At 45.6% G+C, this 23125-nt stretch carries 23 protein-coding genes and 1 pseudogene; 15 read left to right on the forward strand and 9 right to left on the reverse strand.

Features of this window, described 5'->3' with window-relative positions:
* Positions 1–55: 55 nt before the first annotated feature.
* On the reverse strand, positions 56–931 hold the full coding sequence (locus AC1HDP_RS14260) for a LysR family transcriptional regulator (RefSeq protein ID WP_479639239.1): 876 nt from the start codon (positions 929–931) through the stop codon (positions 56–58).
* Positions 932–1238: 307 nt separating this feature from the next.
* Between AC1HDP_RS14260 and AC1HDP_RS14265 the strand changes: the two genes are divergently transcribed.
* The 13 genes and pseudogenes from AC1HDP_RS14265 (at position 1239) to AC1HDP_RS14325 (ending at position 15467) form a co-directional block, all read left to right on the forward strand.
* Complete coding sequence (locus AC1HDP_RS14265) at positions 1239–1472, forward strand: DksA/TraR family C4-type zinc finger protein (RefSeq protein ID WP_479639240.1); 234 nt, start codon at positions 1239–1241, stop codon at positions 1470–1472.
* A gap of 243 nt (positions 1473–1715) precedes the next feature.
* Positions 1716–2846: an S-(hydroxymethyl)glutathione dehydrogenase/class III alcohol dehydrogenase gene (locus AC1HDP_RS14270; RefSeq protein WP_479639241.1), complete on the forward strand. Its 1131-nt coding sequence runs from the start codon at positions 1716–1718 to the stop codon at positions 2844–2846.
* 141 nt (positions 2847–2987) lie between these two features.
* Positions 2988–3830: an S-formylglutathione hydrolase gene (gene fghA, locus AC1HDP_RS14275; RefSeq protein ID WP_479639242.1), complete on the forward strand. Its 843-nt coding sequence runs from the start codon at positions 2988–2990 to the stop codon at positions 3828–3830.
* Between the two features lie 490 nt (positions 3831–4320).
* Positions 4321–4656 (forward strand): annotated as a pseudogene (locus tag AC1HDP_RS14280) (FAD-binding protein); the annotation flags it as partial.
* 199 nt (positions 4657–4855) lie between these two features.
* A complete protein-coding gene (locus tag AC1HDP_RS14285) occupies positions 4856–6121 on the forward strand; it encodes an MFS transporter (protein ID WP_479639243.1) in 1266 nt (421 codons plus the stop codon).
* A gap of 115 nt (positions 6122–6236) precedes the next feature.
* Positions 6237–6575, forward strand: a complete 339-nt coding sequence (locus tag AC1HDP_RS14290; RefSeq protein WP_479639244.1) for a hypothetical protein — start codon at positions 6237–6239, stop codon at positions 6573–6575.
* A gap of 275 nt (positions 6576–6850) precedes the next feature.
* A complete protein-coding gene (locus tag AC1HDP_RS14295) occupies positions 6851–7909 on the forward strand; it encodes a lipoate--protein ligase (RefSeq protein ID WP_479639245.1) in 1059 nt (352 codons plus the stop codon).
* Positions 7910–8487: 578 nt separating this feature from the next.
* Positions 8488–11040 carry a DMSO/selenate family reductase complex A subunit gene (locus tag AC1HDP_RS14300; RefSeq protein ID WP_479639246.1) on the forward strand — a complete coding sequence of 851 codons (2553 nt, stop codon included), beginning with the start codon at positions 8488–8490 and terminating at the stop codon, positions 11038–11040.
* 3 nt (positions 11041–11043) lie between these two features.
* On the forward strand, positions 11044–11778 hold the full coding sequence (locus AC1HDP_RS14305) for a DMSO/selenate family reductase complex B subunit (protein ID WP_140930408.1): 735 nt from the start codon (positions 11044–11046) through the stop codon (positions 11776–11778).
* Positions 11779–11884: 106 nt separating this feature from the next.
* Positions 11885–12499, forward strand: a complete 615-nt coding sequence (locus tag AC1HDP_RS14310; RefSeq protein WP_479639247.1) for a TorD/DmsD family molecular chaperone — start codon at positions 11885–11887, stop codon at positions 12497–12499.
* A 68-nt stretch (positions 12500–12567) separates the two neighbouring features.
* The gene (locus AC1HDP_RS14315; RefSeq protein WP_479639248.1) at positions 12568–13038 is read left to right on the forward strand and encodes a hypothetical protein; all 471 of its coding nucleotides are present in this window, start codon (positions 12568–12570) and stop codon (positions 13036–13038) included.
* 278 nt (positions 13039–13316) lie between these two features.
* Positions 13317–14576, forward strand: coding sequence for an L-methionine/branched-chain amino acid transporter (gene yjeH / locus AC1HDP_RS14320; protein WP_479639249.1), 1260 nt, complete (start codon positions 13317–13319; stop codon positions 14574–14576).
* A 66-nt stretch (positions 14577–14642) separates the two neighbouring features.
* Positions 14643–15467, forward strand: coding sequence for an HDOD domain-containing protein (locus AC1HDP_RS14325; protein WP_479639250.1), 825 nt, complete (start codon positions 14643–14645; stop codon positions 15465–15467).
* 129 nt (positions 15468–15596) lie between these two features.
* Here AC1HDP_RS14325 and AC1HDP_RS14330 read toward each other — a convergent pair whose 3' ends face one another.
* Positions 15597–16052, reverse strand: a complete 456-nt coding sequence (locus AC1HDP_RS14330) for a tellurite resistance TerB family protein (protein ID WP_479639898.1) — start codon at positions 16050–16052, stop codon at positions 15597–15599.
* Positions 16053–16219: 167 nt separating this feature from the next.
* On the reverse strand, positions 16220–16756 hold the full coding sequence (locus tag AC1HDP_RS14335) for a DUF2780 domain-containing protein (protein WP_479639251.1): 537 nt from the start codon (positions 16754–16756) through the stop codon (positions 16220–16222).
* Between the two features lie 158 nt (positions 16757–16914).
* On the opposite strand from AC1HDP_RS14335, the gene AC1HDP_RS14340 reads away from it, so the two are divergent.
* Both AC1HDP_RS14340 and AC1HDP_RS14345 read left to right on the forward strand, forming a co-directional pair.
* On the forward strand, positions 16915–17649 hold the full coding sequence (locus tag AC1HDP_RS14340) for a hypothetical protein (RefSeq protein WP_479639252.1): 735 nt from the start codon (positions 16915–16917) through the stop codon (positions 17647–17649).
* A 7-nt stretch (positions 17650–17656) separates the two neighbouring features.
* A complete protein-coding gene (locus AC1HDP_RS14345) occupies positions 17657–19078 on the forward strand; it encodes a DUF4145 domain-containing protein (protein ID WP_479639253.1) in 1422 nt (473 codons plus the stop codon).
* A gap of 233 nt (positions 19079–19311) precedes the next feature.
* Here AC1HDP_RS14345 and AC1HDP_RS14350 read toward each other — a convergent pair whose 3' ends face one another.
* From AC1HDP_RS14350 to AC1HDP_RS14375, 6 genes are all read right to left on the reverse strand, one after another.
* Positions 19312–19647: a hypothetical protein gene (locus tag AC1HDP_RS14350; RefSeq protein WP_479639254.1), complete on the reverse strand. Its 336-nt coding sequence runs from the start codon at positions 19645–19647 to the stop codon at positions 19312–19314.
* Positions 19648–19853: 206 nt separating this feature from the next.
* Positions 19854–20141 carry a cytochrome c3 family protein gene (locus AC1HDP_RS14355; RefSeq protein WP_479639255.1) on the reverse strand — a complete coding sequence of 96 codons (288 nt, stop codon included), beginning with the start codon at positions 20139–20141 and terminating at the stop codon, positions 19854–19856.
* Positions 20142–20152: 11 nt separating this feature from the next.
* On the reverse strand, positions 20153–21094 hold the full coding sequence (gene nrfD, locus AC1HDP_RS14360) for a cytochrome c nitrite reductase subunit NrfD (RefSeq protein WP_479639256.1): 942 nt from the start codon (positions 21092–21094) through the stop codon (positions 20153–20155).
* Positions 21091–21768, reverse strand: coding sequence for a 4Fe-4S dicluster domain-containing protein (locus AC1HDP_RS14365; protein WP_140930420.1), 678 nt, complete (start codon positions 21766–21768; stop codon positions 21091–21093). Before AC1HDP_RS14365 ends, nrfD begins: the two co-directional genes overlap by 4 nt.
* A gap of 5 nt (positions 21769–21773) precedes the next feature.
* Positions 21774–22232: a cytochrome c3 family protein gene (locus AC1HDP_RS14370; protein ID WP_479639257.1), complete on the reverse strand. Its 459-nt coding sequence runs from the start codon at positions 22230–22232 to the stop codon at positions 21774–21776.
* A 25-nt stretch (positions 22233–22257) separates the two neighbouring features.
* Complete coding sequence (locus tag AC1HDP_RS14375; RefSeq protein ID WP_479639258.1) at positions 22258–22758, reverse strand: DUF2726 domain-containing protein; 501 nt, start codon at positions 22756–22758, stop codon at positions 22258–22260.
* Between the last annotated feature and the right edge of the window lie 367 nt (positions 22759–23125).

Consider the following 23125-nt stretch of genomic DNA (forward strand, 5'->3'; position numbering starts at 1 on the left):
GTTATAGCACTAGCATACATATCAAAATGGCGACCCTTAGGTCGCCATTTTTGGTTTAATTTATGCTTAGCTGTTCGCTTAAAAAGTCGATAAGCATGCGCACTTTGGGGGATAAGTAACGGTTTTGCGGATACAGCGCCCAAATGCCATCGTCTGGTTGGCGGTGCTGCTCCAGTAGCGGCACTAGGCGGCCATCGTGCAGATATGGTACAACATAGTAATCAGGCAGTTGCACTATACCTAGGCCTTTAATCGCCGCGTCAACCAAAGCTAAGCCACTGTTACAGCTGAGATTACCTTTCACTCTAATGTTACGGGTTTTACCGTTTTCTTGAAATCGCCAGTAATCTAACGTGCCTTGAATGCAGTTATGCCTATCAAGCTCTGACAATGAATGCGGTATGCCAAATGCCTGAATATAGTCAGGCGATGCGCACACATATTGAGTGCGGGTGCCTAAGCGTTTGGCTATTAAACTTGAGTCTTCGAGTATTCCTAAGCGAATTGCTAAGTCGTAACCGCCATCGACCAAATCAACCTTCTGATTGGTGAGGTTAACTTTCACTTCCAGCTCAGGATATTTAAGCAGAAAGTCATTTAATAGCGGCGCCAGCGTTCTTTCACCATAAGTGATTGGGGCGGTAATTTTTAACAGGCCGCGCGGTATGGTCTGCAAATTGGTAATGGCGCGCTCAGCGTCTTCCAAGCCATCTAACACTTGGCGGCAATGCTGGTAATAGATGTGGCCGACCTCAGTGAGTGACACTTTGCGGGTAGTGCGATGCAAGAGTTTAGTGGCGAGGCGTGTTTCTAACGCACTCACTTGTCGACTCATTTGCGCTATGGAGATTTCAAGGCGTTTGGCGGCTTGAGTAAAACTTTCGGCCTCGGCCACCGCCACAAATTCGCTGACTCCTTCCCAATTAACCATGTGTATTCCTTGATGTGAGTGTGGCCGCGTTGCTGACTCTGTTTTAGTGGCCGCATAGTGTATCGACTAAAATAAACTATCTCAGTTGCTGGGTTTGGCTGATGAAGCCAAAACTCTTGTTTGGCAATATAGCATTATTACTTATAGGTAAAAGTCATTGGCACGATTCACTGATTATTATTTCATTCTTGATAAATCTAGCGGGTCAATATAGTGGCTAAATGCTCGTAAACATATCCAAAATATTGGCTTACTGGCGATTTTCTATGGCTTGCGGGCAAGTGTCTATGGCTGAAAGGGGGATGTTATGGCAGGTGGATGGGCAAAAGAAGGGGCAGTGCAAGAGCAAATCGATAGCAGTATTGAAGAGGGCATTACCGCGGCGAGAAAGCGCTTGCCTGTTGGCCCAAGTCTTGACATTTGCCAAATGTGTGAAGCGCCAATTCCAGCGGCGCGCCAACAGGCAATTCGCGGCGTGCGCTTGTGTGTTGCTTGCCAAAATGAGCAAGATTTACAGCAAAAAAAGGGTTCAAAAAGGTGATAGATGATAAGTGTGGTTTTGCTTAGTTTATTTGCGCAGCAATAACACATTAATTGCTGTTATTTTGAACTCGCAGGCGTATAGTTTTTGACCCAAGTAACGCCCCATTATTACCCTATGGTAAAAGCGCTTTACTCCAGCATGGGATTATCAATTATCGAGTGCTAGTTATACTACTTGCCATTAATCACGGCACTGATCCAGATAAGACCGTATGTTCAGTTTCAATGTGAGGATGCATCTATGACATCACAAATAATTAAATCCAAAGCTGCAGTCGCTTGGGCAGTCGGTCAGCCATTAACTATGGAAATAGTTGATGTTATGCCGCCGCAAAAAGGCGAAGTGCGAGTAAAGATGATAGCCACTGGCGTGTGTCATACCGATGCCTTTACGTTATCGGGTGATGATCCTGAAGGTATTTTTCCTTGTATTTTAGGTCACGAAGGCGGCGGCATAGTTGAGTCTATCGGTGAAGGCGTGACTAGCGTGCAAGTGGGCGATCATGTCATTCCGCTCTACACCCCTGAGTGCGGCGAATGCAAATTCTGTAAGTCGGGCAAGACTAACCTCTGCCAAAAGATTCGTGCAACCCAAGGCAAAGGCTTAATGCCAGATGGAACTAGCCGTTTCTCTAAAGATGGCCAGATTATTTATCATTATATGGGCACCTCGACTTTCTCTGAATACACAGTATTGCCTGAGATTTCTCTTGCCAAGGTTAACCCTAGCGCGCCACTTGAAGAAGTGTGTTTATTGGGCTGCGGCGTGACGACTGGCATGGGCGCCGTGATGAATACCGCCAAAGTGGAAGAGGGTGCGACTGTGGCTATCTTCGGTATGGGCGGCATTGGCTTATCGGCCGTAATTGGCGCCACTATGGCAAAAGCGTCACGCATCATAGTGGTGGATATTAACGAGAGTAAGTTTGAGTTAGCCGCCAAACTGGGCGCGACTGACTTTATTAATCCTAAAAACTACAACAAGCCGATTCAAGATGTGATAGTTGAGCTCACCGATGGCGGCGTAGATTACTCGTTTGAATGTATTGGTAATGTCAATGTCATGCGCTCAGCCCTTGAGTGTTGTCATAAAGGCTGGGGTGAATCTGTGATTATTGGGGTGGCGGGCGCCGGCCAAGAAATCTCTACGCGACCATTTCAATTAGTCACAGGGCGGGTATGGAAAGGCTCAGCATTTGGTGGGGTCAAAGGCCGCTCAGAATTGCCAGATTATGTTGAACGTTACTTGCAAGGCGAGTTCCAATTAAGCGATTTCATTACTCATACTATGGCGCTTGAGCAAGTGAACGAGGCTTTTGAGTTAATGCATCAAGGTAAGAGTATCCGCACTGTCATTCATTTCGATAAATAATCAGTGACTTAATACTGCAAGCGCCGCTGGCGCCTGTAGTGCTTACTTTGAAATAAGCGCTTTGAAATACAAGCTTTGAAATACAAGCTTTGAAATAAATGCACCTAAGCATTAACGCAAACATCGAGAGGAGTCGCCATAGTGATAGTTGACAGTATTAGCGTGAACAAGAGTTTTGGCGGTTGGCATAAGCAATATCGGCATCATTCCAGCAGCTTACATTGCGACATGCGCTTTGCTATCTATTTGCCGCCACAAGCATCGCCCATCAACAAGGTGCCTGTGTTGTATTGGCTTTCTGGCTTAACCTGTACCGATGAAAACTTTATGCAAAAAGCAGGCGCGCAGGCGCTAGCGGCTGAACTTGGAATAGCAATTGTGGCGCCAGATACTAGCCCTAGAGGCGATGGTGTCGCTGATGATGCCAGTTATGACTTAGGCCAAGGGGCGAGCTTTTATGTCAATGCCACCCAAGCGCCGTGGAATCGCCATTATCAAATGTATGATTATGTAGTGCATGAACTGCCGCGCTTGATTGAGTCTATCTTTCCGGTTACGGATAAACGCGCCATCTCTGGCCACTCTATGGGCGGACACGGCGCATTAATGATAGCGCTGCGAAACCCTGAGTGTTATCTGTCAGTTTCTGCCTTTAGCCCGATTACGAATCCCATGAATTGCCCTTGGGGTAAAAAAGCATTTTCGGCTTATTTAGGTAAAGATACAGCCACTTGGGCAAACTATGACGCTAGCGTGTTAATGCGCAGCGCAGTGCAAGTTGTCCCAGCATTAGTGGATCAAGGGGATGCGGATAACTTTTTAGCTGAGCAGTTAACACCTGAGATACTTGTTGCTGCCGCTAAGGTAAGTCAGTACCCGTTAACCCTGAATTATCGCGAAGGCTATGATCATAGCTACTATTTTGTCTCAAGTTTTATGGCAAACCATCTGCGCTTTCACGCTAAGCATTTGTATAAGCCATAACTCTTTCACTACTAGCTAATGATTAACAAGGTGTGGTTCTACTCAGTCCTCACCTTGAATAAAACCTCTGCTTTTAAACATCATTAGTTAAGCGCTGTGATGATACTGTCTTACCTTATGCCACTACCTACTAGCTATCATTAACCGCGGGATATTAGTCCTATGCGTGTGGCATTTCTGTTTGATCACGCGTTGAAATTATAAGGATTATTGAGATTGTAAGGCTGTTTGTTGACTCAAGCTTCTTTGGTGACAGTGTTAGTATTGATTAGAGTTGTGACCTACTTATTACCTCGCATTAACCTCTTGTGATGCTGCTCGCGGTTTAATCGCGACAGTTCTAGTTTAATAAGCTTTGACTGTAATACGTAAAAATCACTGACTATTTCCAGGCGAGTCATTGCGCCAATCATTGCCTTATTACGATAAAGACCGCCTAGTTACACCAGATGTCGACATCGCCACTAAGTTCCTGATGCAGTACTAATTTCAGTCAAGCTTGATGAGCACAGTGACGGACGTTAACCATTACGGTGCTACAGGTAAGGATGAGGCGTTTTATCACAGAGCGGGTTTAGTGAACTTGAGCCAAGGTCCTTACTGGATAATGAAGGCTACCCCTTCAGTGCATCACACTATGGGCGGTTTAGTTACGGATACTAAAACCCATGTGATTGATACTAAAGGTAAGGTTATTCCAGGTCTCTATGCCGCAGGTGAAGTTACAGGTTTGACTCATGGCACTAACCGCTTAGGAGGCAATGCCTACACAGATATTATTGTGTACGGCCGAATTGCTGGCCAAATGGCAGCTGCCGCTAAGTAACACTCTTTTTCTGCCAAACCCTCAGCATATTCAATATGTAGAGAGTTTTCTTTTATGGGAACATCTTGTTTGTGGCTGTTAGTCTCTGATGCCATCAATTTATAGCGGCTATTAAGATTTATTTTTAACGTTAGCTACTTTTTACTTAATTACTCCGTATATTTAACCAGCGATTAAATGCCTTAAAAGTTTGGCCTACATGCATTCAGACGTGTCACTTGCCCGTTTTAAACAATTTCCGCGCCTCATGTGGATTTTATTATTTGGCTCGTTTATTACCCGCGGCAGTTATTACATGGTATGGCCATTTCTAGCGGTAATTCTGTATGAGAAGTTTGCGCTATCGGCCACCGAAGTCGGCTTAGTCTTATCTAGCGCAGCGTTAATTTCTGTGGTTACTAGCTTTGTTGGTAGCTCGTTATCGGACAAAATTGGCCGGCAGAAATTAATGTATTTCACTGGTGTGCTTTACGTCATTTCATTTTCACTGTTGGCAGAAGTGGATACTGTGATGGGCTATGTCGTGGTCATGACATTATGCTCAATAGCTACTGCGCTGTGGCGGCCACTGACTTCAGCAGCCGTGGGCGATATTATTGCCGATGTGAAAACCCGCGAATTAGCTATGCAATCTTTGTATTTTGTGGTCAATGTCGGCTGCGCCTTAGGGCCATTACTTGGCATTTGGTTTGGCGTTACCGGTCAGCAATCGAGTTTTTATATTACAGCTGCGGCTTTTGCTTTGCTATTAGTACTGCTATTTTTTGGCTTTAAACATCAGGCAAAACAGGGCGCTAATGACTTAAGCAAAATCTGCGCTAATCCTAAGGCTGACGATAGTATGGCTTCTGCCGTTATTGGGCGGCAGCAGATAATACGGGTGTTATTACAAGATAAATTGCTGCAATGCCTGATTGTCGCCAATATTTTATGTATGTTCATTTATGCGCAAATGGATAGTTCGCTGATTCAATATTTAACCCGCGCCAATGCCCCCAATTTGCTGGAGCTCATTTCATCACTGATTTTGACTAATGCGTTAGTGATTATCTCGACTCAGTATTTATTATTAAAATTGCTGGCACGGTTTGAACTAACAGATCGTATTCGCATGGGATTAGTATTATTAATGGTGTCGCAGTGTTGGTTAGCGGCCAACCCCATAGATTTATTCTGGGGCTGGGTTGGCGCTATTATCGTAATGAGTTTGGCTGAAACTATTTTATTCCCCACCATGAATGTGCATATCGACCGCCTCGCCCCCGCTAAGTTACGCGGCGCCTATTTAGGCGCGGCCTCATTTTATGACTTAGGTTTTGCGCTTGCGCCGCTCGGTGGCGGTATCATTCTTGATCACTTAAGCGGCACTTGGTTATATCTCATCGGCGCTGCCCTGTGCGGATTGGTATTTTATTTGTATTCCATACTCAACCGTCTCTCGCGTCCAGATTTCAGCAAGCTGTGATATGGTTAAGTTGTGAGCGACGTTTTTTAAAGCGAGTGATGTGCTATCAAAGCTATTATTGATGCTATGTATGGCGAGGTAACTGGTATGAAATTCACTATAAGCGGGAGTCAGCATGAATAAAATATCAAGATGGGTTATTAGCTGTGTGTTATCAAGCTTACTTGTGCCAGCCATAGCTACGGCTAATTCGGGTGGTGAGCATCATAAAAAAGACAAAGGCTTGCCACCGGGTTTACAAAAGAAAGTGGATCAAGGGCAACCTTTGCCACCAGGCTGGCAGAAGAAACTGCGCCGCGGCGATATTTTGCATAGCGATATTTATGATCGCGGCCATATAGTTATGCCCCTCGATAGAGATGGACGAATTAGCATTCGAGTCGATGATTCGATTATTAAGCTTGATGAAAAAACGCGAAAAATCTTAGATATAGTGAATGTGATTACCCGTTAATCATCCTGCATTCCAATACGGGCGTTTGAATAGCTCGTGTTGTCGTGTTCGATAACCGCCGAAGCGAGGGAGGCGGCGGCGAGCCTAGGTATTGATAAAACAGTAGCCGACAACGCAGTAGCCAATAAAGCAACGCTCGTGGCAGGATAAACGGATAAAAACCTCCCTAAAAACAAATATACCCAATCAATCAGTCATATCGTGCCATGACTTATGGCACTCACCACCCCTTGGGGTCTAAAATCCTGTCATTATCGTTATAGAGCCACTGACTTATGCATCGCACTCGCATTCTGATTTCTACCTCCACTAACCCTTGGTTTAACCTTGCGGTTGAAGACACTATTTTTCGCAATATGCCGACCGATCAGCGGGTGCTGTTTTTATGGCGCAATGCCGATACTGTGGTGATTGGCCGCGCGCAAAATCCTTGGCGTGAGTGTCGCACCGATAAGATGGCAGAAGATGGGGTGAAATTAGCGCGGCGCCAAACGGGAGGCGGCGCTGTATTCCACGATCTAGGCAATTCTAACTTTACCTTTATGGCGGCCAAGCCCGAATACAACAAAGACATATCCACCCAAATTGTTCTCGATGCTTTGGCAAGTTTAGGTATTCAAGGCTGCGCCAATGGTCGTAATGATTTAGTGATAGATGATGGCGATGGCGTGCGTAAATTTTCAGGTTCAGCGTACCGTGAAACCCAAGAGCGGGGCTTTCATCATGGTACTTTATTGCTGAGTGCTGACATGCAGCGTCTTGGGGATTATCTAACGCCAGATCCGAAAAAACTCCAAGCTAAGGGCATCACTTCGGTGAAATCGCGGGTGATTAACCTTAATACCGTTAAGAGCGATATAGATCATCAGCAAGTGTGTGATGCCATGATTGCTGCGTTCAGTGACTATTATGGTGAGTCAGTGGCGCCTGAGTATATTTCTGATGATGATTTTACTGCGGGTAAGGGCGTTGATTTGCCTGGGTTAAGTGACAAGTTTGCCACCCAGCAAAGTTGGGATTGGAACGTTGGCCAAACGCCGCCTTTTACCCACAGCTTAGATGAGCGCTTTAGTTGGGGCGGGGTGGAAGTGCTGTTTGACGTGGAAAAAGGGCAGATTATGACGGCCACCTTATTTACCGATATGCTCGACCCTACGCCATTTGAATGCTTGACCCAAGAGTTGGTAGGCTGCGCTTATCAAGCCACGAGCTTACAGGTCAAAATTGATGAGGTGATGGCGACTAATACCCTCGCAATGGACGCGCAATCCCTTGAAAATATGGCGCAGTTTAGCCAGTGGTTAAGCGCGCAAATCGATAAGTCGATACATTAATGGCTTAACACAGGCCTTAATCACAAGCTGCCCTTTTATTTCACCTTAGCAAGCCACATAACCTATTAGTGGCTTGTGTGCTTTTTGGCTGGCACTTTTGTTGGCACAGCTATCGGCACTGTTAATGACATTCCCAATGGCGCTGTTAATGGCGCCACGAATAACAACCTGCGCTACCTAGTTTGAGTCATAACAATTGCTTTTTTGTTCAAAATTTGACTAGCACCATGTTTTCTCAATGAGCTTTATGGCATCTTTTGTAACAAGCACGGTTCAAGTTGGCAACTCACTCTTGACCTTAGATATTAGTAACTGTATTAATGTTTTATTTTTCAGCAGTATAGGCTCTATTGATTTAGTTCAATTATTTAACCTTAAGCGTGAGTCAACTCAAGTTTTTGGCTAATTTGCCGCTTGCGCCACAATTCTACCTAGTGAAAAAGTAACAACTGCAGTTTGAACCCTGAGATCTCTTACAATGGATATCACTAATACAGCTTGATTTGATTACCAAAGTTAGCCAAAGCCAAGGCTAGCGCCAATCAAATAGGCTGTGGATTCTATTGAGGTCATAAGTCATGGAACGTAGAAGTTTCTTAAAAATGAGTGCCGCCATGGGGTGCGCTGCTACCGTTAGCGCCTGTAACCCTAGCACTAAAACTCCTGCATTTAGCAAGCCACTGCAACCTACTGCTGATGAAGTTCAGCACTGGTCTGCCTGTTTGGTAAACTGTGGTTCTAACTGCCCTATCAAGGTTTTCAGTAAAGATGGGGTGATCACTCGGGTTGAAACCGACCACGAGACTTCTGATCAATATGGCGAGAATCACCAAATTCGTTGTTGTACTCGTGGCCGCTCACTGCGCCAACGTACTTATGCCCCAGACCGTTTACGTACCCCAATGAAGCGTATTGGCGCAACTCGCACTGGTGAGCTTGATCAATTCGTTGCCATTAGCTGGGAGCAAGCCTACCAAGAAGTGGGTGAGAAGCTGATGCAAATCCGCCGCGATCACGGCCCAGCATCCACTTACTTCCATTACCGCAGCGGCGCCTATTACGGCTTTGCGGGTTATCAGGTATGGCAGCGCTTACTCAATAAAACTGGCGGTTACTTAGATCACCATTGGGATTACTCGTGGGCGCAACTATATATGGCGGCCGAAGCCACTTATGGTGATGCTGGCCATGCTTACTATGGCTCGCGTTTAGCCGAAATTGCTAATGCTGACTTATTTTTAGGGGTTGCCTTTAACCCGAATGAAATGCGCATGAGCGGTAGTGGTGAAGGCTATGACTTTGTGCAGGCACTGAATAACCACCCGACGGGCATTAAGGTATACATGGTTGATAGCCGTTATACCGATTCTATGCTGGGTAAAGAGCACCAGTGGTTGCCTATTCGCCCTGGCACAGATGCGGCATTAGCCGAAGCCATAGCTTATGAAATGATTAGTAGCGGCTGGATTGAAAACAATTCTAAAGCCTTCTTAGATAAGCATTGTTTAGGTTATGACTATGAGTCACTGGCAAGCTTTAAAGCCTTGTGGGCAGTATCTGATGACAGCGAACAGCAGCGCTACGCGGCGTTAATCAATCCAGAAGAAAACTATCGCGATTATATTCTTGGCACCTATAGCAAGTTAGCGCGCACCCCAGAGTGGGCGGCGGCGCGCACAGGTATTAGCGCCGCGCAAATTCGTGATTTAGCCAATGCCATTATGGCCGCTAAAGCGCCGTACATCAGCATAGGCGCTGGCGTTAGCCGTCATGCCAATGGCGATCAGGCTACGCGCGCCTTGTACATGTTATCGATTTTAACCGGTAAATTAGGTCAGCCTGGGGTTAACACTGGCGCTATGCCAATGAACTACGGTTTAGGCGTGGCTGGCATTGATATTGGTGATAACCCAGTTAAAGCCACTATTCCAGTATTTACCTTTAGCGAAGCCATTGAGCGCGGTAAAGAATTCACCCCTTATACCCATAACCTTAAGGGCGCTGAAAGCTTAGATTCCAACATCAAGGCCATTATCAATGTCAGCGGTAATGCCATTGTTAACCAGCATTCAGACATTAACGGTACCACTAAGATTTTAAGTGACACCAGTAAGTGTGAGCTGATTGTGGTGTGTGATTGCTGGATGACGCCATCGGCGCGCTACGCAGATTACATTTTACCTGCTGCCACTTGGCTTGAGTCTGATGACTTAGCAGGTGACTCTTATGCTTCAGGCCAAATGGGTTATATGACCATGATGAGCACTGGGGTTAAGCCGCTGGGTGAAGCCAAAAACATGTACGACATCTGCACTGGCTTAGCTAAGGCTATGGGCTGTGATGATTATACCGAAGGCAAAAATGTTGCCGATTGGAATAATACCTTGTACCAGCAAACCCGCGCTAACAACCCAGATATTGGTTTGCCAGCAACCTATAGCGAAGCGCAAGAGCAAGGGGTATTCCGCAAATACATGCCTGAAAGCTTTGTGGTGCTTAAAGATTGGGTAGCGGGCAAAGATGATGCCTACGGGGTTAAAACATTATCAGGCAAGATTGAAATCTATTCTTTGTCACTGGCAGATAAACGCGCCAACTGGCAGTTACAAAATTATTGGAGCGCGCAAGAGCAGCAACGCTTTAGCAGCAAGCAGCAAGAGCGTTATCAAATCACGCCATTACCTCAGTATGTGGTGACTTGGGATGGCTATGAAGATAAGCAAACTGCGGTGGAATATCCTTTGCAGTTAATTGGTTATCACACTAAAGGCCGAGTGCATTCAAGCTATGACAACGTGCCTTGGCTGCGTGAAGCGGTAGAAGATGCGGTATGGATGAACCCTATGGACGCGGCAGCGCGCAACTTAGTGTCTGGCCAAATTGTGCGAGTATGGAATGATCGCGGCATGACCGAATTGCCTGTGCGTATTACTCCGCGTATTGCTCCTGGCGTTACTGCCATGGGTGAAGGCCGCTGGTATAAGCCGGGGACAGATAAAGATCAGCAAGGTCGCCCAGTGGATATCAATGGCGCCTTAAACGTTCTGACCAAGTATCACCCAACCCCAGTGGTTAAGGGCAATCCTCAGCACACTAACCGCGTGCAAATTGCTGCGAAACAGGAGGCATAAGCCATGAAAGCAAATGTTCAATATGGTTTTTACCTAGATACTACTAAGTGTACTGGTTGTAAGACTTGTCATGTGGCTTGTAAAGACCGCATGGTCGGGCTTGAGCGCGGTGAAGGCGAAGGCGCCACGGGTATTTCAGCCATGAAAGGCGTGTTGTGGCGCCGTGTGTATGAATACGGCGGCGGTGAGTGGACCACAAATGATGATGGTAGCTTTAGTCAAAACGTGTTTGCTTACTATATGTCGATTGGTTGCAATCACTGTAATGAGCCTGCGTGCGTTAAGTATTGCCCAACGGGCGCTATGCATAAGCGTGCTGAAGATGGTTTAGTGCATATCAAGCAAGACTTATGTATTGGTTGCGAAAGCTGCGCTTGTGCTTGTCCTTATGACGCGCCACAGCTCGACCCTGATCGTAAAGTCATGACTAAGTGCGATGGTTGTTTTGAGCGTATCGCCATTGGTCGTCAGCCGATTTGTGTTGAATCTTGCCCGCTGCGCGCGCTGGATTTCGATACCATGGACAAGCTTAAGGCCAAGTATGGCGAAGGCGATGGCCATATTGCGCCGCTGCCATCTCCAGACATTACTAAGCCTAACTTAATCATTAAGGCTAACCGTCATGGTCGCCCAGCGAAAGAGACCATAGGCTTGTGTTATAGCCAGCCATGGCCATCAAATAGCGAGCCTAAGCTTAACTTGGTGGAAGGCAGCGTACTTAACCCTGCTGAAGTGTAAGTATTAAACCTCTAAGAGTAAGTATTAAGGCCAAAGTGCAGTGCGCCTTAGCCTTTTGATTACTAACTTATTCAACGCCTTAGGCGTTAACTCAGTGGAAGCCAGTATGACTATCTCCCGTGAAGAAATGCAAGCCATGGCCCAAGTGCTCCATAACTTGTGGTTTCAGCCGCCATCTGCCGAATTATTGGCTCAGTTTAGTCAAGTCGATTGGTGTCAAGAATGGCCGCTCGCCCACAGCCAAGCAAGTATGCAGGGCTGTGAGTTACTGTCTAAACCGCAAACCAGTCTAGATGAATTGCTTAAAGACTATAGCCGTTTGTTTATTGGCCCAGGCGTGCCTTTATGTCCGCCTTGGGGCTCAGTGTATTTGTGCGAAACTGGGCTGCTCAATGATGTTAGCACCCAAGCCTTGATGGCATTTTATCGTCAAGCAGGCATTAATATTGATAGTGAGCGCAATGAGCCGCTAGATCATATGGGGCTGTTATTGGCCATGTTAGCCAACGGTCTTGGCGCGGATGCCGCCCTTGGCAGCGATGAAATTTATTGCAGTGACGCTTGGCTTGCGCAGTTATTAGCGCAATTTATTATGACGTTTGCACCAGCTTGTATTGACCGTTTAGCTGAGCATAGCGATACCGATTATTATCGGGCATTAGCCTTGTTAACTCGCGATTATTTGCAGCAGTTAACTGTATGGTTAGAATTGCAAGGGTAAGCTATGCGGCATAGTTTATGAGTGTCAAAAGATTGCTTAAAAGTATTGTTAACGAGTGAGTGCGAATTATGAGTGTGATTAATGCCTTGGCGGCGCAGCGCATAAAAGCGGATTTTGCCCAGCATCTAGCTAGCTATTTAGCCGCTAATCAAGACATTAGCGCCTTGTTTGTTGGCGCCACCAGTTTAACTACTGTGACTAATTTAATTGCCGCCATGAGTTATCAAGCGCTTGATGGTGAAAACGATTGGCGATTTGAGTGCTCTGCCAATACAGAGCTCGCTGATGAAGTAGTGATGAGTGTGCTGCTCGATGCCTTTAGGTTATTGTTTGTTAAGGCGTCGCAGCAAAACCTGTCTCAGCCTGAGCAGTTAATCATTAATATCGCCATTAAGCTTGCCAAGCAATGGCAAGCGCAAGGATTGGCGCCAGAGCAGCAAGCGCTGGCTTCATCCTTAAGCGTGATTTTGCATTTAGCCGAAGTGCTGGCGCAAGGTCAGCAAGTTAGACGTCAACAAAGCCGCAATATGGGGCGCTAAGGCAGCCCCCATACTTCCAATCCCCCTCTTAGTTGCCATCTTGAGTTGCTATGTTTAGTCGCTATGTTGATTTGCAACGTTTATTTGCCATGCGGCAAGACAATAGAAAATTGCTGGTGGCAAACTGCTACTAGTAAAACCTGTCTCCCTGCAAATCGTTAACTGGCTTAAATTGACTGATTAGATGTTATTTGTGGTTAAAATACCCGCAAATGCTGACGGCTTGTTAATGGATTGGCGATATACTCAGGCCCTTAGCGTTATCTCAAGGGATATTCATGAGTCATAAACTTGGCCGGCTTCAAGGCGCGGCTATGATGGCCACAACTTTGCTCGGCACTGGCGTGTTTATTTTGCCGCAAATGACCCTAGCGTTAGCGGGCAGTAATGCCGTTATTGCTTGGCTGGTATTAACCTTGGCCATCTTACCTGTGGCTTGGGTTTTTGGTCGTTTGGCCGCGACATTTAGCCATGCGGCGGGGCCAGCCTATTTTACTGAGCTGGCATTTGGCGCTGTGCTTGGGCGAGTCATCGGCTTGATGTTTTTGCTGGTGGTGCCCATTGGCGCGCCGGCAGCGCTATTAATGACTTATGAATTTATTGAGCTTTTTTGGCACTTTACTGGACCTTGGCCGCTCTTGTTTCAGCTGTCTATGTTAGCTCTGCTGTGGTGGGTCAATCGCGGCGGTATTCAAGTGTCGGCCAAATTACAGCTCGGCTTAACTCTGCTAATAGTGGCCGTGGTGGTGGCATTAATTGCAGGCGGTTCAAGAGAGATAAGCCAATTATCTATGGCAGTAGTCAGCAAGATAGAAGTCAATGCTGTCATGGCAGCTATGGCCATAGGTCTGTGGAGTTTTCTTGGGATAGAAGCCGTCACTCATCTGAGCGATGATTTTATTGACCCCAAACGCGACATGCTGGCTGCCATCATAATCGGCACGTCATTAGTTGGGGTGATTTATCTACTTTGTACTTGCTTATTGCTGTGGTTTCCCATGAGTCATGCCACTAATAGTGCTGAGGCTATGGTGATGCTGTTTAATCACTTTTTTGGGGAAGGCGGCACTGTGATTATTGGCATTTTAGGGGTGGCAAGCGGTTTGGCCACGGTTAACGTCTATAGCGCAGGCTGCGCCCGATTAATGGCAAGTTTTGCCGAGCAAGGCTTGTTGCCTGAAGCTCTGTGTCATAAAAATGCTAAAGGGGTGCCCATCAATGCGCTTTCACTGTTACTTATCGCTATGGCAGTTATTTTAGTGATTGCAGAGTTTTATGGCGCTTCTCTTGAAACCTTAATTAGTTGGAGTAACGGCGTATTTGTGCTGATTTATAGCTTGAGTATGCTGGCCGCCGCCAAGCTAATTAAGGATAAAGGCATATACTGGATAGTCGCGTTCTCAGCGGCTTTTTGTGGCTTATTAGCTTGGTCGATCGGTACCGGCATGCTTTATGGTGGCCTGATATTTAGTGGCTGCGTTATGCTGTTATGGACACTGCGAAGAGTGAGAGCCGTTAAGCTAAATTCAAGAATTTAAATAGTAAATTAAGTGCGCATGACAATTGTTGACTATATTTTTAGAGACAACAAAAGGAGAAAGGTCATGGATGCAGCACTGCTTTTATCTAAAGTGGATGAATTACCTCGGTTACCAAAGGCCATCAGTGAATTATTAGATGTAGTCAATGATAGTCAGGCGACAATTAAGGTGATTTCCAGCAAATTGGCACAAGAGCCTATCGTCAGCGCTAAGGTGCTGCGGATGGCAAACTCAGCATATTTTGGCAATAGCCGCGAAGTTGCTTCCCTAGATGAAGCCGTGGTGCGCTTAGGGATGCAAAAACTGCGAACCTTAGTTATTGCCTCTGCCTTAGTTGGCGCCGTTCCTAAATCAAACCATGTCGATCTCAGTGAATTCTGGGGTAATACCTTTGAAGTGGCATGTTTTTGTCAGGTGGTGGCTAAAGTCGCCAAAAGTCAGCCAGAAGAAGCCTTCACTTGCGCCATTTTGCACAATATTGGTGACTTATTAATTGCCACTATGATGGCCGATAGCGCCGTTGAAATTAAAGCCTTAATTGATGCTGGTGGTGGCTTGGAAGCCAGCCAAGTGGCAGTGCTTGGTTACGCGGCCGCTGATATTGGCGCGTTAATGGCTGACAACTGGAAGTTCCCAGTATCCTTAGTGGATGGTATACGTTTTCAAAATCATCCCGATGAAACCTCTCCTTATTGCGAATTGGCTGGTCTATTGTACTTTGCTAAGAAAGTGATCGCCGATTGGGACACGATTGAAGACCATGGACGCACCTGTTGGTTAGCTACCACAGCTAATGTTGCGGGCCTAAAAATTCCTATGGATGGCTTAGCTGAGCGTTTAGCTGCGGTTCGGGGTCAAGGTTATGCCATGGGTAAAATGCTCGCTTAAGCCGAGGCTTGAGTCTAGCGGCAGTGAGTTACTGCGATGAAACAATAAATAAAGGCTTCACCTTAGGGTGAAGCCTTTATTTTTGTGGCGTTAGCTATGACGTCTGGCGCTGCGTTGGTATCTAATGCATTAGAGATTGAGGCTGTCGCGCGCTTGATTGCGTAATTGGATCAGCTCACTGTGTTTTAGATAAAGTAAGTCGGCGCAGCGGCGAATAATTTGATCTTCATACTGGCATAAACGGCCATCGGCATAGGCAAGTTTCCACATGGCTAAGATCAATTGCAGTTTTTGCTCCAAGCTAAATTTATCATTAAGCTCATTGGTAAATTCATACAAGGACGTGGCCTGATGGCGGCTAAGCTTGGCTTCTTCTGTCAGTTGCTCTGCCTGATCTTTATCTAAATTGAGCAGTGAACTTAGTAGGTCTGGTAATAAATCAGCTTCTGCATCTGAGACTTGTTCATCAGCAAAAATCACTTCGCACAGCATGCTTGCCGCCGCAATATTAAGGTGCTGTTGTTGCTGCTCTGGCGTTTGTGGCTGTAAGTGCGATAGCAATAATTGTTTGAGTTTTGAAATCATGACCGAGAGTTTTGGCAATAGAACACATATTGAAGACTAGCATATGGACACTAAGTTCAGACGGATGGGGGATTAAACCTAGTTCATTTGTAGTGTGCTGGCGCTACTTGCATCCAGCTAGCACGGTTTACCGCGCTAGCTGGTGATAAATTACGGCTAACACTCGCTTAGAGCAGGCTTTCTAAGCCTTTATTAAGTAGTCCCAATGCGCCAGTATCGCCTTGAGATTCAAGATAAGATTTCACGCCATTGATCATAGGCACCACCATATCTTTAGGGATGCCGAGCTTCTCAAATGAATCATAGACCATAGCTCCGGCTTGCAATCCTTGACCGACATTGCCGGCTTTAGACAATAAGCCTGTGAGACCATCGTTACCGCCAAGTGCAGGCGCTGCGGCTAATAAGCTATCGGCGCCAGGAATGGATTGGCTTAAGGCGCTAAAGTCGCTGGCACCTAAGGTGCTTTTAGCCACATTTAATAAACTGCCAATACCGCCTTCAGTTTGCGCGGCATTTAAGCCTAGGGATGACAGGCTATTAACCAAGGGATTAGTGCTTAGACCTGATGTCGCCGCGCTTTGGTTAGACGTTGCTGTATCTGCGCTGCTTGAACCCACCAAATCATTGAGCCAACTCGCATGAGCTGCGCCCATAGTGAGAGTGGCTGCGAGCAGGGTAGCTAGAGTAATAGATTTTTTCATTGGAACCTCAGTTCAGAATACCTAGCGCCATCTTAACGGCAAAACATTCCGATAACAGCTTTTTCTTTATGTAACAGCAAGCTATTTGTATTGTGCATTGCAGCGGGATATTGGGTATCCTAGCGGCAGTTTATGTTGAATATGTTATGGAAGGGCGCATGTCTTTGTCCGCTATCTTAACCGAAGCGTTTTATTTCTTTAAAAATCATATGGGGCAGCTGGCTAAGCTGACTCTGCCAATCTTAGTGATCCAAGTGGCAATTCAAGTGTGGCTGGGCGCAGAACTGCGCGGCGCTGACTTAGAAAATCCGCAGTTTGGTGCCGGTCATGGCGCTGCCATGATGGTGCTGTTACTGGTGTTTTCACTGCTAATTGCGGCATTAACCTTGTTTATGGAATGGCGCAGTGAAGGTCATCAACCAACGGCTATGCAAGTGTTAAGTCACAGCTTTGCGTTTGTACCGCCATTATTATTGGCGGGCGTTTTTTCAGGCTTAGCGATTTTAGCGCCATTTTTTATCTTAACCGCCTTTGCGGGTGGCTTAGGTATCATAGGCTTAGGTGTGAGCGCTTATTTGTTCTCGCGTTTGGCCTATGTCAATTTCATGGTAGTGACTGAGCGCTTAACGCCGCTGGAATCTATTAAGGCGAGCTTTAACTTTAGTGGTCCTATTGCCTTAAAAACCATGTTGATCTTATTTTTGTACATGCCATTTTCGTTAGTGGGTGGCTTAGTTGCCTCGGCCTTGCTGCCACTGGGATTACCGGTACAAATCATTGTTGATACTGGCATCGCTTTCTTGAGCTTATTCGTCAATATCGCCTTGTTCCGTTTATACATGGTTAATCGCGCCCCTAAAGCCGTTAACTTAGATAACGGCGACAATCAATAGGATACGCATGCAAACTGACAGCCAATGGGTAGCTAATATCGATGCGGTATTGGCAAGTGAATATGATAAAGCGCGGGATTACGCCTTTGAGGTGCCGACCCAATGTCTATTACATATTCGCGCCTTTACCCATAGGCTGTGTCAGTTATTAGCAGGCGAGCGCATTTTTGATAGCGTTAACTTGTTCGATAGAATTGAGCAGCTCAATAAGCTGCGGCTCATTTCGGTGCGCCTCGCGCGATCGCTACACAAACTCAGAGGTCACGGCAATCGTGGCGCTCATCCTGAAAAATATCACCTCACTCAAGAAGCCTTATTAGCACTGGCCGAAAAATCCTTAAGCGATGCCCGCCAAGTATTAGCCTTAGCCTGCGAGCAATTGCACCCTAAGCTTAATTGTCAGTATCAGTTGCAACCCTTAGGGCAAGATGCCGGGCGCGAATTGTGCTATCGCGCTGTGATGGAAGATGATTGTCGCTCGCAATATTTACTCGGTATGTCATTTAAAGCCAAAGCCTTGCTTCTACAAGAGCAAGAGCAGGCCTTAGAGGATGACTTACCTGACGCTGGAAATTTACACCAAGGCAGTGATGAGTTTTTAGCTAAAGCTATGTATTGGTTTAGTTTGGCTTATCGCTGCGATATGGATGCACGCTTTGAGTATGGCGTGGCCTTATTACACGGGTATCAAGGTGATGCTGACGCTGCTCAAGGTGAAGCCTTAATTGCAGAGGCAGCAAAAGCTGGGGTAATTAATGCCAAAGCTTTGCTTGGTTATTTTTATTTAACGGGCACCTTGCATACCGCCGCCGATAAAGCGTTGGCGCAGCAGTATCTTGAAGCCGCCGCTAAGCAAGATAACGCTGAGGCTATGTGTAATCTCGGGGTGCTTTATTATCAGCAAGGCCAATTAACGCTGGGCTATGACTGGAGCTTAAAGGCGGCGGATGCTGGCTTTGCCCAAGCGCAATATCATTTAGCCTTAATGCTCGCCAAAGGTGAGGGCTGCACTAGCAATCCAAGTTTAAGTGAATACTGGCTGACGGAAGCGGCCACCCACGGGCAGTTGGATGCCATGTTGCTGCGAGCGCAGCAATTATTAAATGATGAAAGTTTAAGTGCGCAGGAGCTTAGCGTTGCCGAAGATTATCTGCGCCAAGTCATTCGTTTTGGCCGCAGTGTACCCGCTATGATTGAGCTTAGTGTTGCACTCACCGATGGCATGCTTGGGCGCATTGATGTAGTTGGCGCCGCCGCCTTATTGTCCTTAGCTAAACGCCACGCCAATGATGAACATCACGAGATTATTACTGCGCTGCAGCAGTCATTGCAGCAACAGTTAGCGCAAGTTATGCCTCTGACTGATAATCCGCAAGAACTAAGCGCCATGCAGCGCGCCGCCCAGTTACTTGATATGCCGATAAATTAATGCTTAATGGCGCTCAATGCTCGCGCTACTAAATCGTTAACCCCTAAGTTATCTATCCTCACTTCATCGACTACCCCTGCGGAATGAGTGAATTGCTTTAGCCGTGAGCCGCTTGGCAGCGAATTACTTTGGCAGCAAACAGGGGGGATTCGCCAGCGCGACTCACCAATGACACTGTTTACTAAGCACTATTTACTGAGCTTTGTGCTTTGCCACCTAGCTTATCTTTGCATTTAGTCTTTACGTTGCCATTCGCTGCTAGGTAAATCGACTATCTGCGCCTCATGCTGCTTAGGAATAAAGTTGTCAGCAAATGGATGGCTTTGGTCGGGAGCCACCTGCTCAGTGTAGGTTTCACTTTGAGCATAAAATGCCTGCTGGCGTTTTTGTAAGCGCCGCCAAGCTAAGTTAATGGCAATCATGGCGACAGCGCCAATTAACAGTAGTAATGGCAAAGCCACCATAGTGACGGCAAAAGTAGCGACTAACAGCAATACTGCCAGCACGAGTTTCATGGGGGATGCTTTAAATAACTGGCCGCTGGAATTGGCTGAAGTAAAAGTGACCATAGACTCTCCGATAGAGGTTCGCGTGAGTGAATCACATAAGATGCTCGAATTAATGTACGCCCGAACAAATCGAAACAAGAGTCTGACACTGGGTGTGATATAGATCACGTTAATTGCCGTTAATGAAAACGACACTCAGCAATAAAGTTGAGTGTCGCTCAAGACGCAATCTTGATAGGTATTGCTGTTATTTTAGTGGCTTGCTCTTAATGGCATTGGGCGCACTGGGCATCGGGCTTCACGTCTTTATGGGCAATATGGCAATCATTACAGCCGATAACGCCATCATGGATCTTATGGTTATCGCCAGCAATATCCTTCATAGCACCGTGGCATGACTGACATTGCTGTAACTCATGCACCATGTCGCTTGAAGGTTCACTATTGACGTGGCAAGCATCGCAGCCTGACATTTCTGTGTGGGTGTCGGCAATATTGGCCGCGGCAACGCTGAATGAACTACAGATAAGCATCATTATTATTTTTTTCAACATATTGATTTCCTTTATGCTAATGTCATTTGGCCTGTATATAAGATGAAATGTCTAAGCAGTAACACCCCAAGCAGACTCATGCTGGCGGTGAAGGCGACGTAAGAAAATTTGCGCTGCGACGAGGCGCTCATGAATAAGTTCATCGCTAACGGAATCGATAATCCTAGGCCGATAATTCCGCCCCAAAAAATCCAGCCCCAGAACCCTTGACCTATGGCATTGAAGGCTGCCACTTGCTTTTGGCCACCACTTAAAATGAGGCCGAGGAAGAAGGTAAATAGCAGTACCAACTCAATTAAAATCAGCGGAATTTCAATCTTATGAATGAAATGCACTTCTTTACTGTCGGCCGCACCTTTAAGTAGCACGCCCAGCAATAACGAGCCTGCAGCTCCCGATGACAAGCCTGAAGCTAAGAAGAGTAAAGGTAATACTGGGTTGTTAAGCATGGGATAACCAGGTAATGCCGAGAGTAAGAATCCAGTGTAGGCCCCAAGTGATATTGAAAGGATTAATAATAATCCGGTAATCGTGGCTTGATGATGTGCAAGCCAATGCAATAAGCGGCTGACGATTGCCAAGCGACCCGCTAGGAGCTTAGTGAGTGATTTTTGATAGATGGCGCCTATCCAAGCAAACATAAAGACCTGGTAGATCATTAAGACTATGACACCAATGGACATCACAGATAAAGGATTGTATAAAATTAAAATCTTCCAGAAATCCAGTGGCTTAGTTAAATCTACCACTAAAATACCAAGACCCGCCCACACGGCAATCGGCGCTATGATACATGCGCCTAAAATAAAGCGTGAACCTTCAGCTTTATCTTTTACACAAAAGTACTTAAGTAAGATGGCAAAGAAAATGGAACCTGCAGAAATACCAGCAAGAAACAGGTAAATCGCAATGGGCCAATGCCACACTAAAGAATCGAAATGAAAGGAGCTCATATCACTACCTCGCCATTAGCGGCCAAAATTTTAAAGACTTTAGGGCGGGTGCCTAAGGCTTCTTTATCGCGATTAACGGCCACAGTTTGTAGTATTTTGCTGACCTGGGAACTTGGATCTTTACTATCACCAAAAATAAGCGCTTGTGTTGGGCAGGCTTGAACGCAGGCTGGTAATTCGCCCTGCATTAACTTAGTTTCTAAGCAAAAATCGCATTTATCAGCAGCCTTGGTGGTTGGATGGATAAATCGAATTTGATAAGGGCAGGCGGCCAGACAATATTGGCAACCCACACATTTCCATTCGTTAACTCGCACTATGCCAGTGGCTTCATCGCGATAGGCGGCGCCAGTTGGGCAGACTTTAACGCAAGGCGCCTCTTCGCAGTGCTGACATGAAATACGTTCAAAACGATAGCTTTGGTTAGGGTATTCACCATAAGGGCCATGACGTTTAATTTCTAATCGTGCCACGCCTTCTGGCACTTGATTAGTTTCGCGGCAGGCCAAGCTGCAAGCATCGCAACCTATGCACTTGTTCTCATCGTGAATGAGCACCAGTTTTTCAATTTTGCCCACAGTGGCTGCTTGGGTAGTCGCTGACATTCGGTAGATTGAAAACCCTAATGCTAAGGCTCCCGCACCTTTAAGAAACATTCTTTTACTCTTTTGCATAGAGATTATTCCGCTGAGGTTTGATGACAGCTACTGCAAAGTTCAGCGCGTTGCTGGGCTGAGATTGTGACCATAGGATCTATGTTTGGATGCAGTTGATGGCACTTGGCACAATCGATTTTGTTGGAGTGAACATTATGGGTCCACTCTTGCTCGCCAATCACAGAGGCTTCATGGCAAGTTAAACAGCGAGAAGTTTGTTGGAGACTTGTGCTTTTATCTGAATTAAAAATCACTAACTCAGAAGGTTGGCGAGGATGGCCTTGTTTTTCACCATGGCAATCATTACAGCTAATATCGAGCGCAACGTTGGCGTGCACACCTAGCATTTTTCCGTTCTTTTTATGGCACTTAAAGCAAGCGTTGTCATGCATTGGTGACAGAGGTTCCTGGGCGTGTGCCCAGGATATTCCAGTGCCCACTAGCATCAGCCCTAACATTAATGGCTTCAGTAATGTGAACATATAGCGACTCCCTGACATAGTGTAATTAGGCCGCTAATGCAGTTTTGATTAAGTTGAAGTCATATGGCTGGTTGGGTTTAACATTAATGTGGTTAATATTAAGTTTTCTAAAAATATTACGAATAGCCCTATTTTCATTATGTTCATTGTCTGTGATGACTAATTTTATTTCTGATGACTTATGGTCAATCACGACATAGTTCATTTTATATTGATGTAAGACTTCTTTTAATTCGTCATTGTTTTTTACTTCGATCACTTCATCTAAATTAACACCATACAGAATGTCATATTTGTCTTTTGCAAGCGCATTTAAGTCATGAAGTTGGTTTAACACCTGCTTGTTACTAAAGTGTGGCGTAGCACTTGCGCCTAATTGTTCAAGAGTTAAGTTTTCAATGTTATATCCAGATTCGTTTTTGAAAAACTTAATGCAGGTGAGGGTAAAACTCACAATTAACAGTGGCACAATTAAAAATAAGACGAAATACATAAAGGCATAATTGGTAATCACTGAAGTAGACATGATGTTCTCCTTGTTAATCTTGTCCACTTCAGTATTGTTTTTTTTACCTAGGATAATGTTGATAGAAGTCAACATTTCCGTATCTTGAGAAAGTAAATGTTAATAATATGATGTTGTTGAGGTTTGCGAAAACAACATACATATATTTTGCATTTTATAATCAAGAATTGCTAACAGCAGAATTCTTAATGGCTAGGTATGTAGTAGGAGTGATTTCTATGTGATTGATTTAAATGATACTTGTTGATAGTGGAATTATTATTTGCATAATAAGGTGTAAGTGTTGGATTTTGTTGAAAATAAAATTGTGATCTTGGTTGATAATTGCTATGCAACTAGTTGATTACTTTTTGTATAGATGAAATTG

This window comes from Shewanella sp. ISS20 (genome assembly GCF_056522965.1).

Coding starts and splice junctions, on each gene's coding strand:
- AC1HDP_RS14370 (WP_479639257.1), bottom strand. CDS start 22,232: ATGTTCACATTACTGAAGCCATTAATGTTAGGGCTGATGCTAGTGGGC.
- AC1HDP_RS14300 (WP_479639246.1), top strand. CDS start 8,488: ATGGAACGTAGAAGTTTCTTAAAAATGAGTGCCGCCATGGGGTGCGCT.
- AC1HDP_RS14270 (WP_479639241.1), top strand. CDS start 1,716: ATGACATCACAAATAATTAAATCCAAAGCTGCAGTCGCTTGGGCAGTC.
- AC1HDP_RS14285 (WP_479639243.1), top strand. CDS start 4,856: ATGCATTCAGACGTGTCACTTGCCCGTTTTAAACAATTTCCGCGCCTC.
- AC1HDP_RS14350 (WP_479639254.1), bottom strand. CDS start 19,647: ATGGTCACTTTTACTTCAGCCAATTCCAGCGGCCAGTTATTTAAAGCA.
- AC1HDP_RS14375 (WP_479639258.1), bottom strand. CDS start 22,758: ATGTCTACTTCAGTGATTACCAATTATGCCTTTATGTATTTCGTCTTA.
- AC1HDP_RS14355 (WP_479639255.1), bottom strand. CDS start 20,141: ATGTTGAAAAAAATAATAATGATGCTTATCTGTAGTTCATTCAGCGTT.
- AC1HDP_RS14330 (WP_479639898.1), bottom strand. CDS start 16,052: ATGATTTCAAAACTCAAACAATTATTGCTATCGCACTTACAGCCACAA.
- AC1HDP_RS14305 (WP_140930408.1), top strand. CDS start 11,044: ATGAAAGCAAATGTTCAATATGGTTTTTACCTAGATACTACTAAGTGT.
- AC1HDP_RS14345 (WP_479639253.1), top strand. CDS start 17,657: ATGCAAACTGACAGCCAATGGGTAGCTAATATCGATGCGGTATTGGCA.
- AC1HDP_RS14310 (WP_479639247.1), top strand. CDS start 11,885: ATGACTATCTCCCGTGAAGAAATGCAAGCCATGGCCCAAGTGCTCCAT.
- AC1HDP_RS14260 (WP_479639239.1), bottom strand. CDS start 931: ATGGTTAATTGGGAAGGAGTCAGCGAATTTGTGGCGGTGGCCGAGGCC.
- AC1HDP_RS14340 (WP_479639252.1), top strand. CDS start 16,915: ATGTCTTTGTCCGCTATCTTAACCGAAGCGTTTTATTTCTTTAAAAAT.
- AC1HDP_RS14315 (WP_479639248.1), top strand. CDS start 12,568: ATGAGTGTGATTAATGCCTTGGCGGCGCAGCGCATAAAAGCGGATTTT.
- AC1HDP_RS14335 (WP_479639251.1), bottom strand. CDS start 16,756: ATGAAAAAATCTATTACTCTAGCTACCCTGCTCGCAGCCACTCTCACT.
- AC1HDP_RS14365 (WP_140930420.1), bottom strand. CDS start 21,768: ATGCAAAAGAGTAAAAGAATGTTTCTTAAAGGTGCGGGAGCCTTAGCA.
- yjeH (WP_479639249.1), top strand. CDS start 13,317: ATGAGTCATAAACTTGGCCGGCTTCAAGGCGCGGCTATGATGGCCACA.
- AC1HDP_RS14290 (WP_479639244.1), top strand. CDS start 6,237: ATGAATAAAATATCAAGATGGGTTATTAGCTGTGTGTTATCAAGCTTA.
- AC1HDP_RS14295 (WP_479639245.1), top strand. CDS start 6,851: ATGCATCGCACTCGCATTCTGATTTCTACCTCCACTAACCCTTGGTTT.
- AC1HDP_RS14265 (WP_479639240.1), top strand. CDS start 1,239: ATGGCAGGTGGATGGGCAAAAGAAGGGGCAGTGCAAGAGCAAATCGAT.
- nrfD (WP_479639256.1), bottom strand. CDS start 21,094: ATGAGCTCCTTTCATTTCGATTCTTTAGTGTGGCATTGGCCCATTGCG.
- AC1HDP_RS14325 (WP_479639250.1), top strand. CDS start 14,643: ATGGATGCAGCACTGCTTTTATCTAAAGTGGATGAATTACCTCGGTTA.